This window comes from Desulfoscipio gibsoniae DSM 7213 (assembly GCF_000233715.2).
GTDB lineage: Bacteria > Bacillota > Desulfotomaculia > Desulfotomaculales > Desulfallaceae > Sporotomaculum > Sporotomaculum gibsoniae.
The window spans coordinates 4,353,410-4,368,582 of sequence record NC_021184.1 but is presented as its reverse complement, the minus strand read 5'-3'; the positions used below and the strand labels follow the sequence as shown (position 1 = coordinate 4,368,582).

12 protein-coding genes and 1 pseudogene are annotated in these 15,173 nt (G+C 41.0%); 12 read left to right on the top strand and 1 reads right to left on the bottom strand.

All coding sequences use genetic code 11. The annotated features are described in order from the left end of the window. The first annotated feature begins 400 nt into the window (after nucleotides 1-400). The 6 genes from tnpA (at nucleotide 401) to DESGI_RS20315 (ending at nucleotide 8,160) form a co-directional block, all read left to right on the top strand. Nucleotides 401-829, top strand: a complete 429-nt coding sequence (gene tnpA, locus DESGI_RS20340; protein ID WP_006521419.1) for an IS200/IS605 family transposase — start codon at nucleotides 401-403, stop codon at nucleotides 827-829. Then, nucleotides 816-2,126: an RNA-guided endonuclease InsQ/TnpB family protein gene (locus DESGI_RS20335; RefSeq protein ID WP_015618018.1), complete on the top strand. Its 1,311-nt coding sequence runs from the start codon at nucleotides 816-818 to the stop codon at nucleotides 2,124-2,126. Before tnpA ends, DESGI_RS20335 begins: the two co-directional genes overlap by 14 nt. 246 nt (nucleotides 2,127-2,372) lie before the next feature. Next, a complete protein-coding gene (locus tag DESGI_RS25920) occupies nucleotides 2,373-2,570 on the top strand; it encodes a hypothetical protein (RefSeq protein ID WP_006521422.1) in 198 nt (65 codons plus the stop codon). Between the two features lie 165 nt (nucleotides 2,571-2,735). After that, nucleotides 2,736-3,050: a helix-turn-helix domain-containing protein gene (locus tag DESGI_RS20325; RefSeq protein WP_006521423.1), complete on the top strand. Its 315-nt coding sequence runs from the start codon at nucleotides 2,736-2,738 to the stop codon at nucleotides 3,048-3,050. Between the two features lie 1,133 nt (nucleotides 3,051-4,183). Next, on the top strand, nucleotides 4,184-6,505 hold the full coding sequence (locus tag DESGI_RS23420) for a PAS domain-containing hybrid sensor histidine kinase/response regulator (RefSeq protein WP_006521424.1): 2,322 nt from the start codon (nucleotides 4,184-4,186) through the stop codon (nucleotides 6,503-6,505). 128 nt (nucleotides 6,506-6,633) lie between these two features. Continuing rightward, complete coding sequence (locus DESGI_RS20315) at nucleotides 6,634-8,160, top strand: response regulator (RefSeq protein WP_006521425.1); 1,527 nt, start codon at nucleotides 6,634-6,636, stop codon at nucleotides 8,158-8,160. 249 nt (nucleotides 8,161-8,409) lie between these two features. Here DESGI_RS20315 and DESGI_RS20310 read toward each other — a convergent pair whose 3' ends face one another. Then, nucleotides 8,410-9,777 carry an alkaline phosphatase gene (locus DESGI_RS20310; RefSeq protein WP_006521426.1) on the bottom strand — a complete coding sequence of 456 codons (1,368 nt, stop codon included), beginning with the start codon at nucleotides 9,775-9,777 and terminating at the stop codon, nucleotides 8,410-8,412. A gap of 1,068 nt (nucleotides 9,778-10,845) precedes the next feature. Between DESGI_RS20310 and DESGI_RS20300 the strand changes: the two genes are divergently transcribed. From DESGI_RS20300 to DESGI_RS26555, 6 genes and pseudogenes are all read left to right on the top strand, one after another. Further along, nucleotides 10,846-12,168, top strand: coding sequence for a PhoH family protein (locus tag DESGI_RS20300; RefSeq protein ID WP_006521428.1), 1,323 nt, complete (start codon nucleotides 10,846-10,848; stop codon nucleotides 12,166-12,168). 213 nt (nucleotides 12,169-12,381) lie between these two features. Further along, on the top strand, nucleotides 12,382-13,137 hold the full coding sequence (locus tag DESGI_RS20295; protein ID WP_006521429.1) for a phosphatase: 756 nt from the start codon (nucleotides 12,382-12,384) through the stop codon (nucleotides 13,135-13,137). Between the two features lie 439 nt (nucleotides 13,138-13,576). Beyond that, nucleotides 13,577-14,050, top strand: coding sequence for an Lrp/AsnC family transcriptional regulator (locus DESGI_RS20290; protein ID WP_006521430.1), 474 nt, complete (start codon nucleotides 13,577-13,579; stop codon nucleotides 14,048-14,050). A 6-nt stretch (nucleotides 14,051-14,056) separates the two neighbouring features. Beyond that, on the top strand, nucleotides 14,057-14,758 hold the full coding sequence (locus DESGI_RS20285) for an AzlC family ABC transporter permease (RefSeq protein ID WP_006521431.1): 702 nt from the start codon (nucleotides 14,057-14,059) through the stop codon (nucleotides 14,756-14,758). Then, on the top strand, nucleotides 14,758-15,096 hold the full coding sequence (locus tag DESGI_RS20280) for a branched-chain amino acid transporter permease (protein WP_006521432.1): 339 nt from the start codon (nucleotides 14,758-14,760) through the stop codon (nucleotides 15,094-15,096). The genes DESGI_RS20285 and DESGI_RS20280 overlap by 1 nt, the downstream gene beginning before the upstream one ends. 8 nt (nucleotides 15,097-15,104) lie before the next feature. Then, nucleotides 15,105-15,173: pseudogene (locus DESGI_RS26555) on the top strand (hypothetical protein); the annotation flags it as partial.

Below are 15,173 nucleotides of genomic sequence, written 5' to 3'. Positions count from 1 at the left end.
TAGATCGCCCTAAAACTCATATAATTGCTAACAAGGAGACAGTAAATCAGGCCGGATTATTGACAAATATAGCAAAACGGGGGAATAAAGCCCCCGCTTTTTACTTTTTCATTCCACTTATTTTGAAGTAAATGTGAATAGTCCCCACGAAAAGCCCCAGGTTAATCCCCCAGAAAAAGTATTTTATACTTTCCAGTGTATCCCATAACATGTATTCCGCCGAAGTCATAATCTCCCACCCTTTTTGGGATGTAACGTGATGAGGGACAGGCCCCCTTTGGGAGGTTCTGGAAAGCCGGTTAGGCTTTCCAGAACCTCCCCGAGCACGGACCCCCTCGTCCGGGCGTAAGCCCGGCAATTTCCCCTCGCAAACACAGGTTTGCTGTGATATAATAATGGTATGAAAAACCAAACTTGGAAGTCAACAGGCACAGCAGTTTACAACATCAACTATCACTTTGTATGGTCAACCAAGTATCGCAAAAAAGCGCTAACACCGCCCATCGAAGAAACCCTAAAGGCGGTTATCATTGACCTTTGCGAGGGGCACGGATATGAGCTAATCACAATGGAGGTGATGCCGGATCATGTGCATATTTTCCTATCCGCGCCCCCGAAGATAGCCCCGGCGGTAATTGCTAAAATACTCAAAGGAGCCAGTGCCAGGATGCTATTCACCCAGCACCCGGAGCTAAAGAAGAAACTATGGGGCGGTCACCTGTGGAACCCGTCCTATTACGTGGGTACCGCCGGTGACATGTCCAAAGAGACTATCCAGCGCTATATCGAAACCCAAAAGGAAGGCGGTGAAGCCGGTGCTGCTTACTGAGAAGGTCGTCCTTTCACCGACCCCAAAACAGGAACAGTGGCTCTGGCAAATGAGCATGGCCGCCACAGAGCTGTATAATATCGCCCTGCAACAGCGCAGGTGGCACTTTTACCGGCATCACGGCACCGCCCAAAGCCTAAGTTATACCTACCAGAACAGCCAACTGGTAGAGTTAAAAAAAGCGTTCCCTTGCTTCAAACAACTTTACAGCCTGGTCGCCCAAGAGGTCCTGAGGCTAGTTAACAAAGACTATCGTTCATTCTGGGGCCGTTTAAAAAACCAGCGGCTAAACGGCGATGAGGTTACCGCACGGCCACCCTGGTTCAAAAGTGCACTTAAATACTTTACGCTACCCTATATTCAAAGCGGTTTTGAGCTGGACGGTGAATATTTGGTAGTTTCCGGCGGCATGGAGTCTTATAAAACCAGCAAAGGCAAAACAAAGCGTCGTCAGTATAAAGAACGCATCAAGATCGAAGGCTACCGTAACCTGCCGGACAATATCCATAGTCTGACCATCTCCTACGAGAAGGGCAAATATTATGCCAACCTGGTGTATGAAATAACCCCTGCCAAGCTGGGCAGCGAACGCCCCCTAAAGGTTGTCGCCTTTGACCCCGGCGTTAAGACGTTCCTGACCGGGGCCACCGACAGCGGGTGCCTTATAGAGGTACACTCTACCGTTAATCGCAGCACCAGGTACTTCGACAAAGAAATCGACCTCGTAAAATCCAAGCTCGACCGGTGCAAGAAAGGTTCCCGGCGCTGGAAGAGACTAAAAAAAGCGCTAAGCACACTTTATCAGCGTCGTGCGGGCCAGGTTAACGGTACCCTGCACGCCACAGCAAAACTACTGGCTAACAGCCGTCACGATATTATTTCCGTTGGTAGTCCCAACAAACTGGGGATGGTATCAAGCGACCCGGTCAAAGGTAAAGGCAACCAACGTATCAACCGTGCCGTACAGAATAACTGGCCCCATAAGAAGTTCCTCGGCTACCTCGGCTATAAGACAGAAAGCCGCGGTAAGTATACTCACAAAGCCGACGAACGGTATAGCACCCAGACGTGCTCTAATTGCGGCAACCGGCAGAAACTCAAGCCCACGATACGCACCTACAAATGCCCCAAATGCACTATGGTGCTAGGTAGGGACGATAACGCCGCAATCAACCTGCTGAATAACTTATTAACCAGCTTCTACAGGCCGAAAGTGAACTACAGGGACTATCGTAAGAAGATATATAGCCGTACCCTAAGTGGTCAGTGGTATGTGGCCTATAAGAAGGTTGGCTAAACCTAAAAGTTATTGCCTCTTGTGGCCGGGCCATATCGAAAGGTATGTGCCGTAGCAATACGGAAATCTTTGGGATGCTGAAAAAAGCTCCCGGCTCTAAGTTGACTATCTTGGGTTAACTTGGATGCCCCTCACTTAGTGAGGGGGGGAGGTCACAATAATTCATCCAGGTATTTATTGCAAGAACCCTATTGAATAGGGTATAATAATCCTATCCAGTAGGGCATGACCTTAGAAGGTGTTTACATGACAAGGGAATTTGTGATTTTGCCGGAGTTTGAAAAGTCTTGGAATAAAATGGGTTTAACTGCCGAGAATTTAAGGGAGCTTGAAATTTATCTTTGTTTACATCCTGAAAACGGTGATGTTGTTCCAGGTACAGGAGGATTAAGAAAGTTACGCTGGAGTGCACAGGAAAAGGCAAAAGAGGTGGCGCTAGGGTAATATATGTTGATTTTGCATATTATGAAAAAATCTATCTACTAGGTGTATATCCCAAAAGCGTGAAAATTAATTTATCTGAAACTGAAAAGGCGGAAATTAAAAGGTTAATAAAAATTTTAGAGCAGGAATTAAAAAATAAGTAATACTAAAAAGGGAAGTGATACTATGGGCGTATACGATAGCATTGTTAGAGGGCTTAACGAGGCTATTGAGTATGAAAGGGATAATCTGAAAGGTGTCAAAACCCATACAGTAAAAATATCACCTTTGCCTCTTTATAAGGCAAAGGAAATCAAGAAAATACGTATAAGTTTGAACTTATCTCAAGTTGCGTTTGCAAATATCGTAGGGGTTTCAAAAAAGACAGTAGAGGCTTGGGAGAGCGGAAGAAATATACCTAAAGGGTCTTCTTTAAGAATGCTTGAGATGCTTGATAAAAATGGCCAGGATATGGTTAAAAGATACGTGATTACGCAATAGCATTAAATAGTCAAGTTATAGATCTAATTATAATATCGGACTGTCCTCCAATAAACCAGGGTTAAGACGGTACGGATCAGCAAAAAAAAGGATGGATTAAAGTGGATTAAGGCCGTGGATCGCTGTAATACAAGGATATAAAAGGAAAGCCTATGACTGTGCATACGTTGACAAGTGGTCCGCTTCCACCAAAATTTGTAAGCAATGGTTATAAACAGTTATAATCTTGGTAGATGGGGTGGCCGCAAACTCTTGATTGTTAGTGTTTGCGGCTTTGACGTCTCTGTTACCATAAAATCTAATATTCGGTTACTGTTCGGGTAGGACTTATTTGATACTTTCATTATAACTGTTGTTGGCATTATACGTCATAAAATTTTATTTTTCAAATCATTGTCAATTTTTTTAAAGACATCATGGGCTCTCCACCGCGAATTTAATTTATGAAATTAAATAATTCTTTCACAATATACCATTAGGCTTTATAACAACAATTATTTCATCTTACTTAGCCAGTCAGAGCATGGGATAGTTAAAAAATAACCTACTTAATTCTGTTACTTTAGAGGTATATTGGCAATAAGTGGAGAATTATATCCCTAATAGTTTATTGCAAAAAAAGGGCTTTTATTGGTTTTGATTTTGATCATGATGAAGACTTGCGGAACTTGTTAGTTGGTGTAATTTAGGAAGGATAAAAGCACACTTTATTTTACACACTCAAATTAGCTCAACATTCGTAACCGGAAGTAGAGTATTTACATGAAAAGATTATGCTAAATTGTAAGGTACATTGCTGGCTGAACTCGTAGGAAAACACTGATAATAGCAGGCTTAAAGATATATTAAAATACAAATTGATTTATCACCGAAATAGGTAGGCAAATCAACTCTAAAAGTAGAGATGTTCTTTATCTTTACTTTTTGTGTAAGATTAGGTAGTATATGTTAAATGAATAGCCTTCTCCGTTTACTAAAAGAAGTGTGCGAGAGCCATGTTCTACGGGAGAAAATATTAATCGTATCTAGTTATAGCGCGGGGCGTACTGGATAGCTTTGCCAAGCTGAAATTTTGCCAACACTCGGGTGAACCGCGAGACTATCATTTGATAAAAGGATAGGTGAGGGGCAAGATGAATTTCGAAATGTCAGCGTTAAAACAACTGATTGGAAGCCACGAAGACTGGTTGATGAAAAGGCTGTTTCACTATGCTATTAAACGCAATTATGCAGAGGGTTCGGCTGCGCTTGAAGAGGCATGGCGCAATTGTGTCGCCGGACTTTCCGGCGCCATCTTAGAAGGCATTGATACAAAATACCCTAACTTCGAATTTGGACCCGAGCATAATTTTAGGAAGGATCCATTATGTCGTTTTATTGTGGATACAGCCAAGAGACACCGGGAAAGAGGCGTCAGTCTGCAGATGTTTCATGGACTGATGGTCTATTATAAAGAAGCTTGGCTGGATTTGGTCAGATATGCTAAATTCGATAAAGCGTATGAAAATGAATGCTTGCATATAGTTACCCGCATGTTCGACCATTTTATGATTGCATTTTGCTCCGAATGGTCTGAGACTGAGCAAAGCGGGCAAATAGAAGAACTGCAAATTCGGAATCGAAGAATAATAGTAGAAAAAAACAGATTTTTAACAATCTTTGAAAGCGTGCCTAACCCGGTATTTATTATAGACGATGAACACAAAATCGTTAATTTTAATTTTGCCGCAGCGGTAATGATAAATGCTGCCGAAAGTCATGGCGATCAATATTACTATTCAGGGGAGAACCCTCCGGACGCCCCGGTTGAAAATGCTAATCCGATTATTGGCAAAAAGATTACCTGTTTCTTTCCCTGGCTGACCGATGATCTTAATGCTTTTATCGCCGGTAATGAGTCCTCCGTCAGCTTAGAGATGAAGGTGGAAACAAATAAGGGAGTTCAATATTTTAGCATTAAGTTATCGAGAAGGGTAGATGTAAGTAAAACTTTCCTTGGCGGTATTATTATCTTTGAAGATATTACCGAGAAAAAGCTGGTTTTAGAGGAATTGCGGAAGGCGAAAGAAGCTGCTGAAGCGGCCAATCAAGCTAAGAGCGTTTTTCTTGCCAATATGAGCCATGAACTTCGTACGCCGATGAATGCTATTTTAGGGTATTCACAGTTGATGCAAAGAGAAGAGGGCTTGCAAGCCGAACACCGAGAGTATTTAAATATCATCAATCGCAGCGGAGAACATCTTTTGGCTTTGATTAATGATGTGTTGGAGATATCCAAAATTGAAGCCCGGCGTATTAGTTTAAAACCTATTACATCTGACATTCATATCCTTCTTTATGACTTGGAAAAGATGTTTCGGATCAGAACTAATGCCAAGGATTTACAGTTTAATTTGAATGGTATTAATGAAATCCCGCGTTATATAATAGCTGATGAGAATAAGTTGCGTCAGATATTAATCAATCTACTGGGAAATGCAGTTAAATTTACCCGGGAAGGCGGTATTAACGTACGGGTGGCGGCAATTCATGAACAAGATAAAATACATTTGGCAGTAGAAGTTGAAGATACGGGTATGGGAATCGAAGAAAGTGAGCAGGACAAATTATTTCAATATTTTGAACAAACAGCCAGTGGTAGGAAAATGCAAGGTGGAACTGGTTTGGGGTTGGTTATAAGCCGAGAGTACGCCCGGATGATGGACGGTGATATCACTGTAAGAAGCCAATTTGGCAAAGGCAGCATTTTTCGTTTGGAGATAGTTGCCAAGGAGGGAAGGGCTGCCGATGTTGCAGGAATATCTGATAAATACCGTGTAATTGGCTTGGAGGCTGGGCAAGGAAAGCCCCGTATACTGATTGCGGAAGATGATTCTGATAGCCGGAGTTTACTTGTTCGTCTTCTCAGGAGAATTGGTTTTGAAGTGCGGGAAGCCGATAATGGCTTGGAAGCGATAGAGGTTTTCGCGCAGTGGCAACCTCATTTTATTTGGATGGACCTTCGCATGCCGATAATGGACGGGCTTGAAGCAACTAAAAAAATTCGTGCTATGCAAGAGGGCGCATACGTTCCAATTGTCATACTTTCGGCAAGTGTGTTGGAAGAAGAAATACAACCTATTCTAAAAGATGGTTGTACTGATTTTGTACGGAAGCCTTACCGTGAACAGGATATTTTTGAAGCTATGGCTAGGTATCTAGGGATCAAATATGTTTATGAAGGATTATCCGGGGAAGAGCCTATGGAAGTTGATTACAATGTTGAGCAACTCATTAAATCCTTGTCTCCTGCGCTTTATAACGAATTACATGATGCGGTTTTGCGACTGAATGCCAATAAAATAGAAGAAGTGATTGATAAAATTATCATGGAAGATGCTGTTCTTGGTAGTATATTCAAAAAAAATGCTGAACAATTGGACTATGATAGGATATTGACGGTACTTGAAAATTAGTGGCGATAAATATTGTGGAGGAAAGAACCTGCCAACTGCAAGAAGCTATCGAAAACTGAGAAAAACGAAAAAAGGAACTTGAATATCTTATTGATTGAGATAAAGGGAACGAGTCAGGAGGAGAATACATGTATTATGATTTAGGGAAAAAAGATTTACCCCGTATTCTTGTTGTTGACGATGTGCTGGCTAACCTCAATCTGCTTACGGATATTCTTACCAACCATGGCTATCAAGTGCGTCCCGCCAACAGCGGAAAATTGGCAATGAGATTTATGGCGGTGGAGTTACCGGATCTTATCCTTCTTGATGTTAAAATGCCGGAAATGAATGGATATGAAGTTTGCCGGCATCTCAAAGCCGACGAACGGAGCCGTAATATACCGGTAATATTCATCAGCGCCCTTGACAATGTTACCGACAAAGTCCACGGTTTTAATGCTGGAGGAGTTGACTACATCACCAAGCCCTTTCAGGCAGAAGAGGTGTTGGCCAGGATTAAAACACACCTGTCATTACGTCGTTTGCAAAGGCAATTAGAAGAGCGAAATATTCAACTGCGACAGGAGATTGCCTGGCGCAAGCAGATGGAGAAAGCGCTTCAGGAATCGGAAGAAAAGTACCGGACCGTTTTTGAAACCACCGGTTCCGCTACAGCAATTATTGAGGAAGATACAACCATATCATTGGTTAATGAAGGATTTTGTAAGATCTCCGGTTATTCTAAGGAAGAAATAAATGATAAGAAAAAGTTCAGAGAATTCTTTGTTGACGATGATCTTATAAGAGTTGAGAAGTATCATCGTTTGCGAAGGGTTGCTCCGAATCAAGTTCCTAATAGCTATGAATCTCGGTTTATTGACAGACAGGGCAATATTAGAAATATCCTAATAAATGTTGCCCTGATTCCGGGAACAAAGAAAAGTGTGGCATCCATAACGGATATTACAGATTTCAAGCAAATGGAAAAGGAAATCGTTCGCCTTGACCGGTTGAAATTAATAGGAGAAATGGCTGCTGGGATTGCTCACGAAATTAGAAACCCGATGACCACTGTACGCGGTTTTTTGCAGTATTATAAAAGTAAAAAAGAATTTGAGCAGAATAGGGAACATTTTGATCTCATGATCGAAGAACTAGACAGGGCTAATTCAATAATCACGGAATACCTGTCTGTGGCCAAGAGCAAATCTGCAGATTTAAAGCTCCATAACTTTAATCAAATCGTGGAGACCTTGTTGCCGTTAATTCAAGCTGACGCCATAAACTCGAACAAGTATATTCAATTAGAACTGTCGGAGATTGCGGATTTACTTTTGGACGAAAAAGATATTCGCCAACTGATTATTAATCTTGTTCGAAACGGGTTGGAAGCGATGTCTCCTGGTGGACACCTAACAATAAGAACATTCACTGATGATGATGAAGTAGTATTATCGGTGCAGGACCAGGGTTTGGGAATAAGCAATGCAAATATAGAGAAAATTGGCACACCTTTTTTCACTACCAAAGATAACGGTACAGGTTTAGGGCTTGCTTTGTGTTACAGTATCGCTGCGCGGCATAATGCTATAATAAATATACAAACCGGTCCTAATGGTACTACCTTTCTTGTCCGATTCAAAATTAATGGGTCTGTCAACCTTTTTGTGTAAACTCCAAAGGGAGCATGAAGAAGGCAATGCGATTTCTGAAACGCATTGCCATGAGCAACCCGAATATCTTTTACCACTTGTAGATAGGGCTATTGCCCGCGATTGGATAACAAGAGCCGAATGAAGGGAGACTTTCACGTTCGGTTATGTGAGAGACTGGGGGTGAAATTCCCGAGGTCTACTCAACCAAAATCTACAGGAGTTAAAATCTAAAACTTTAGCTGCTTTGGCTATTAATCTTGTTGCTTACTATTTCATAATCTCAAATATAACCTTAGCTATTTCAATGTTGTCAATATATTTGCCGCGGACAGGGTCAGTTTCATCTGCATAACTCTTAAATAACCTGGCAGCATCACCCTTGGCAAAGAACGGAATTAGACTGTTGGTATGACTGCCGCTGTTCCATTGCATACCCGGTAAGTTTCCGGCGTTATTGTTTACCAGGGGCTCCCAGGTAGGGTCTGATCCAGGGCCGGTAAGGTAGCCGGTTTCATGGTCCCCGGTTACTATCAATAAGGTTTCACCCCAATTACTGTTCTCTTTAACCCAATCTACCACTGCTTCCACAGATTTATTAAAATCAATTTCTTCTTCAATAACACGGCCAGACTGGTTGGCATGGCCGGCCCAGTCAATCGCTCCGCCTTCTATCATCAGGAAGAAACCGTCAGAGTCATTGTCCAGCACGTTTAAGGCACCCTTAGTCATTTCAGCCAGGGTGGGTGCATTTTGGTTCATTGGTACGGCGTAAGGTTCAGCTTTGTCATCGCCACTACGGCCTTGTTGAAGTGTTGTAAAGACTTGGGGTACGCCAATGACTCGCTCAGGGGTTTTATCATCAATTAAATCAATAAACTCATCTTTTGTTTGTATTAGTGTCCAGGGGTCAGCAATACCGTCACCGTTAGCATCGGCAACTTCAAGGGTCCCATCTACCAAACCTTGCCAGGTCGCTTCTCCGCCAACATATTTAAAGGTATTAGGAGCAGTTATCTGTTGCCCGTTATTGTCAAACCATGGGTTTCCAGCACCCATAATAACATCGGTTGCACTATCTTTGATCATTTCGTTAGCAATTCCGGAATAATCATTACGACTAGCATTATGTGCCACAAAACCAGCAGGGGTAGCGTGACTTAATTGGACACTGGTGACTACGCCGGTAGCTTTGCCCAATTCTTCCGCCCGCTCGGCAACGTGTTTTAAAGAAGTACCATCGATGCCTACGCCGATAGCCGCATCGTAAGTTTTTACGCCGGTGGACATGGCCGTGGCAGCAGCCGCTGAATCAGTAGCGCCGCTTTTTACATAATCAAAGCTGCCCCAAGCCAGGTTAGGATCATATGAACCTTCAGAGTAAGTGCTCATACCGTATTTAACCGGGAAGTGCTCGTACACCTGACCGCCAGTTTTGCCGTATTGATACATGCTGGCGGTGTCAAGTTGATTATAACCACATCCATCACTGATCATTACAATAATATTTTTTGCCAGAGGTTTATCCTGCGCCACCAGGTCTTTAGCCAGGGCTGCGTTGGGCATTGCAGCGGTTAAAAGTAAACTGCCAGATAGAATCAAGGAAGTTGCTTTCTTTTTTAAATTATAAAATTTCATTTTTATACTCCTTTCATTCTCCAGATAGATCTTCGGAAATAATCAATTGTAAATAATCAAAATTACTTAAATTAATTTCTAAGCATATCACCTCCCAGGGACTATCTTAAACCGTTAATGTTAATTTCGAGATTAATTTAAGTAAAGGCTCGTTGAATAATTGGTAAAAATATTGTAAATTGCAAACCCAGTAAATTTATACTAGGCGACAAAAAAAAGACCGGGAAGATATTTGTCTTTTCCCGGTTATTATATTAATTACAAAAATTTCAAAAAGATGCAAGGTGAAATATACCCTGCGTCTTTTTTGGGGAATTAAATAGAGTGTATCAATTAATGAATTTTAATTAGGACAAAAAAACCCTCCTTACAGAGGGATGTAAAAGGAAATTGAGGGAATTGGTTGTTAGGTACACTGGTCATTATATATCCAGCGCAAACTGAAGCCTATTGGTTGTACTTGCTTAGTATGGTGCTGATGACTGCTGATGTAGTTGTGAAAATTTCATAATTGTTATAGACATATAATAGTAACATTGTTTTAAGAACTAATTAATTATGTGTTAATCATTGGTTAAGATAATAATTTTTTAGTAAAATGAAATAACCGATTATATCAAAGAAGCCGTCCGGATTTAAAATCCTAAAACTGTATTATGATTTTGTAATTATGTTATGGATACTTAACCTAAAATTTATATAAATCATACTTGTGATTAATATTTTAAGACTATAATGTTACTGGGAGGTGCTTATGATGACTTTAAACTTTGCGGAAAAGGTTAATAAGAAGTTTGCTCGCTATATTACTCAAACCCGCATGTTCTGTTGCGGGTTTTTTTTGTTTGAAGGGGGGTATGTAACTTTGATTTCCCACCGGAGCCTACTATTTGCTTTGAAGACCTATGCAACAACGGTTTTACAGTTTGTCCTGTTTTTAACAAAAAGGAGTATGTCCTTGTTTTTCCTTCGGGACAGACGCTTACTGTTCCCGAAGATGTATTAGTTGAAATGTCCAATTACATGAAAGGTTAGCGTCAATAATGCTTGCATGAGGGAGGGTTATCGATGAGAACCGTAATACTTGACACAAATGTTCTATTGGATAGACCCATTGAAGAAATACTGTTATCCATGGAGCCCTGCAAGATAGTGATACCCCTGGCGGTGGTGAATGAACTGGACGGTTTTAAACACCTGGATAACTCCCGCGGTTACTGTGCCCGCGAGGCTATACGATTTTTAGATTCGCTGCGGCCCAACCTGCATAAGGGGTTTTTACTGGAATCCGGTCATATCATTAATGTGGAAGTGAATCATGTCGGCGTTAGCCTCCCCGATTTTTTGTCCAAGGATAAAGTTGATACGCGCATTATCGGGGTAGCCAAGGGTTTAAGCGAGGAAACAGACGGGGTATCCCTGGTCACTCAGGATATTTGTGTACGGATACTGGCGGATGCCCTGGGTATCGCTGCCGAGAATTATGCCGCGGAAAAGGTAAATCTGAAAACTTTGTACCCGGGGTGGTTGACTATTAACATTTCCAGCGAACAGGTACAGCAGCTCTATGAATTCAACAAGATAGAATATAATGATGATTCCATACTCCCCAACCAATACCTGGTAATGCAAGATGAAACCGGCGGCAGTAACCTGGGTAGGTACGACCGGCAGATGGGCTGCATACTTCCTCTGGCCCGGGACCTGAATATATTTGGCATCAGCCCGATAAAGAATAACTTTCAGCAGCAATTTGCAGTGGATGCGCTTTTAAATCCCGATATTCACCTGGTCACCCTGCTGGGGCCTGCCGGAACGGGTAAAACTTTGCTGGCTCTGGCAGCGGGGCTGCACCAGGTGGTCAACCTGCGCCGGTATAGTAATTTGGTGATAACCCGGGCTTTAATTCCCCACGGCGGCCAGGATATCGGATTTTTACCGGGTACGAAAGAAGAAAAATTAAATCCCTGGATGGGGGCGATTTATGACAACCTGCACTTTTTAATACGTAATTTTACTGCTACAAAATATGGAACAGATGTTACCCCGGGGGAAAAATTAAAATCCTTTATGCAGGAGGGTTACCTGGAATTGGAAGCCTTAACATACATACGAGGGCGCTCCATTCCCCAGCAGTGGATCATTATAGATGAAGCCCAGAACCTGACTAAAGAAAATATTAAAACAATAGTTACCCGGGCGGGTACGGGAACCAAGCTGGTTATTTTGGGGGATATACAACAAATTGACAATTACCGTCTTACGGCACAAAACAACGGTTTTGTTACCCTAATAGACAGGTTCATGGGTAATGAACTTTATGCTCACATCACTTTGCAAAAGACGGAACGCAGCCAGCTGGCATCCTTGGCTGTTGAGTTGCTGGTTTAAATCATAGAATTCTGAATGTGTACTCTGATTCTTTCCGGGTAAATACCTTCCCATATATACTAATTTTTACTCTTATGATTTGCATTATGAATATAAAAAGTTTTTTTACTCAAATTTTAGATAAAAAATAATTTTTTAACTTATATTCAACGTTGCTTTAAAGAAAGGGTATTATGATAAAGCTGGACGGTGAAGGTTGGGAGCTAATGGGAGGTGATTTCTATTAAATTGGAAGCTGATTTGCATATGCATACTATTGCGTGCGGGCATGGGTTCAGTACTGTAAAAGAAATGGCCGAGGCGGCGGCACATGCAGGTCTTAAAATGATAGCCATAACAGAGCATGGATTGGCAATGCCGGGTGGGCCACATGCATATTTTTATGAAAGTTTACAGCGTATTCCTTCGGTTTTATTTGGTGTAGAAATATTAAAAGGTGTCGAGGCCAATATAATAAATGTGCATGGATGCCTTGACATGTCTGATAAGTTTCTTAATAATATGGATATCGTACTGGCAGGATTTCATGCCGGGACCGGTGTTGATGGCCTTACTATAGATGATTATACAGCAGCCATGATTGCCGTACTTAGAAATCCTTATGTACATGTTTTAGTACATCCTGGCAATCCGGCTTTTCCAGTTGATTTTGATAAAGTAATATTAGCTGCTAAAGAAAGACAGAAAGTGTTTGAGATAAACAACAGCTCACTTTCGACCAGTCGCCTGGGTAGTGCAGCAAGATGCAGCTATTTTAGCCGGTTGATAAAAAAATATAATGCTAATGTGGTTATTAACAGTGACGCGCATATATTTGATGAAGTAGGCAAATGCAAGGTTGCTGTTCACTTGGCAATGGAAAATGGTTTAGAAGATAAGCATGTGATAAATACGAGTGTGGAAAAGGTAAAGGATTATTTATATCTGCACAAAAAGAAACTTCAGCAAAACCTGATACTTCCGGCGTAGGAATGCTATGAAATGATAATTTCCTGCTCGGAAGGTATAGAACCAGCGTATATTCGTTTCTGTTGGAAACAGGATAGACGGCAACAGAATACCTCAGTTAATGCATCCCCGTTTTCGGTGGGTGCATTAACTTTTTTTATGCCCAACGGCTAGCTTTGTTGAAATAAAAATGTTGGAAAACTTCTTATACCATAATATTTACGTAAAGTGTTAGATCATCTATGAATGCGGCTTCTGCAGAGCCGTCGAAAGGCCTTTCAGTAAACTTGTACTCTAAATGAAATTTTTAAGGGAATGTTAAAGCATGAATTATATTCTCCATTTATTTAATATAAAAAAATATAATATAATATTATTGTTGACGTACCGAATTTAATGTCATAATATATATTATGTGCGAAATATAATTCACGGCAAAGCGAAAGAAGGAGGATGTAATATGGCAATTACGCTTGATAATACCGATAAAGCAATTTTACGAGAATTACAGAAAGACGCTTCAATTTCAAATTTGGACTTATCAAAGAAAGTTGGGCTTTCACCATCGGCTTGCCTTGCAAGAACAAAAAACTTAGTAGAAACGGGTATTATCAAAAAATTCGCTACTATTGTTGACGAAAAGAAATTGGGAATGGAAACCCTTGCATTTGTTCTCGTCAACCTAACACCTCTGAACAGAGAAACTATCCATTCATTTTTAGAGCATATAAATGGGTTGCCACAGGTTCAAGAATGTTACACACTTACTGGAAGTCACGATTTTCTGCTTAAGGTCGTTGCAAAGGATATGGAGAGCTATCGGGATTTTATCATTGATTCATTAATGCAGGATTGTGCAGTCAGCAGGGTTGAAACAAGCATGGTTATGAAAATAGAAAAAAGAACTGTCTATGTGCCAATTGATGAAGTCTAGTAGGTGATGAAATCGAAAGAAAAAACCAAAGCATTAAAAGCGGCTTTTCCCTATACCATTCCTGTATTTACCGGATTTATTTTCTTAGGTATTGCCTATGGCATCTTAATGAATAGCAAGGGCTATGGCTTTGGCTGGACAGTGTTAATGAGTTTGTTGGCGTTTGCTGGTTCTGCACAATATGTGGCGATTACTTTACTTACATCAATTTTTGATCCCATATACGCATTGCTATTAACGTTAATGGTAAATGCCAGGCATTTATTTTATGGCATTTCAATGCTGGATAAGTATAAAGGTACCGGCAAATTAAAACCGTATCTTATCTTTGGTTTGTGCGATGAAACATTCTCTATTATCTGCTCCACAGAGCCGCCGGAGGGAGTAAATCGAAACTGGTTTATGTTTTTTATTACTCTGCTTGATCATAGCTATTGGGTGCTCGGGTCAGCTCTTGGCGGGTTGCTGAGCTATATGGTTTCCTTTAATACAAAAGGACTTGATTTTGTTTTAACTGCACTTTTTGTTGTAATATTCATAGGACAATGGAAAACTCAAAAGAACCACAAACCTGCTGTAATCGGTGTATTATGCTCGATCATCTGTTTGGTTGTTTTCGGGCAAGGTAATTTCATTATTCCTTCCATGATTGCGATATTGGTAGTATTAACTTTATTTCGAAAAAAACTGGCATGGGAGGAAGTATAATGATTTTAGACCCTATTCAAACTTTTACTATTATTTGCATGGTAACGCTTGGCACGGTTATAACAAGGTTTTTGCCTTTCATTTTATTTCCTGATAACAAGGAACAGCATCCATATATCACTTATCTCGGCAAAGTTTTACCCTTTTCCGTAATCGGTTTTTTGGTGGTATATTGTCTTAAGGGCGTCAATTTGATGAATCCACCATTTGGGCTTCCGGAGACAGTAGCCATTATCTGCATTACGGTGCTGCATTATTGGAAAAGCAATGCACTTCTCAGCATTGGTGCCGGAACAGCCATCTATATGTTAATGGTTCAAAATATACATTCTATATAGAATAAGTAATGGAATATGTCAAGCTGCGCCGATTGGCAAATGCAGCGGCATCATTAATCAATGGGAGTGACCGTATA

Excerpts from the sequence above, each read along its gene's own strand:
- tnpA (WP_006521419.1), top strand. The coding sequence starts at position 401 with ATGAAAAACCAAACTTGGAAGTCAACAGGCACAGCAGTTTACAACATC.
- DESGI_RS25920 (WP_006521422.1), top strand. The coding sequence starts at position 2,373 with ATGACAAGGGAATTTGTGATTTTGCCGGAGTTTGAAAAGTCTTGGAAT.
- DESGI_RS20325 (WP_006521423.1), top strand. The coding sequence starts at position 2,736 with ATGGGCGTATACGATAGCATTGTTAGAGGGCTTAACGAGGCTATTGAG.
- DESGI_RS23420 (WP_006521424.1), top strand. The coding sequence starts at position 4,184 with ATGAATTTCGAAATGTCAGCGTTAAAACAACTGATTGGAAGCCACGAA.
- DESGI_RS20315 (WP_006521425.1), top strand. The coding sequence starts at position 6,634 with ATGTATTATGATTTAGGGAAAAAAGATTTACCCCGTATTCTTGTTGTT.
- DESGI_RS20310 (WP_006521426.1), bottom strand. The coding sequence starts at position 9,777 with ATGAAATTTTATAATTTAAAAAAGAAAGCAACTTCCTTGATTCTATCT.
- DESGI_RS20300 (WP_006521428.1), top strand. The coding sequence starts at position 10,846 with ATGAGAACCGTAATACTTGACACAAATGTTCTATTGGATAGACCCATT.
- DESGI_RS20290 (WP_006521430.1), top strand. The coding sequence starts at position 13,577 with ATGGCAATTACGCTTGATAATACCGATAAAGCAATTTTACGAGAATTA.
- DESGI_RS20285 (WP_006521431.1), top strand. The coding sequence starts at position 14,057 with ATGAAATCGAAAGAAAAAACCAAAGCATTAAAAGCGGCTTTTCCCTAT.
- DESGI_RS20280 (WP_006521432.1), top strand. The coding sequence starts at position 14,758 with ATGATTTTAGACCCTATTCAAACTTTTACTATTATTTGCATGGTAACG.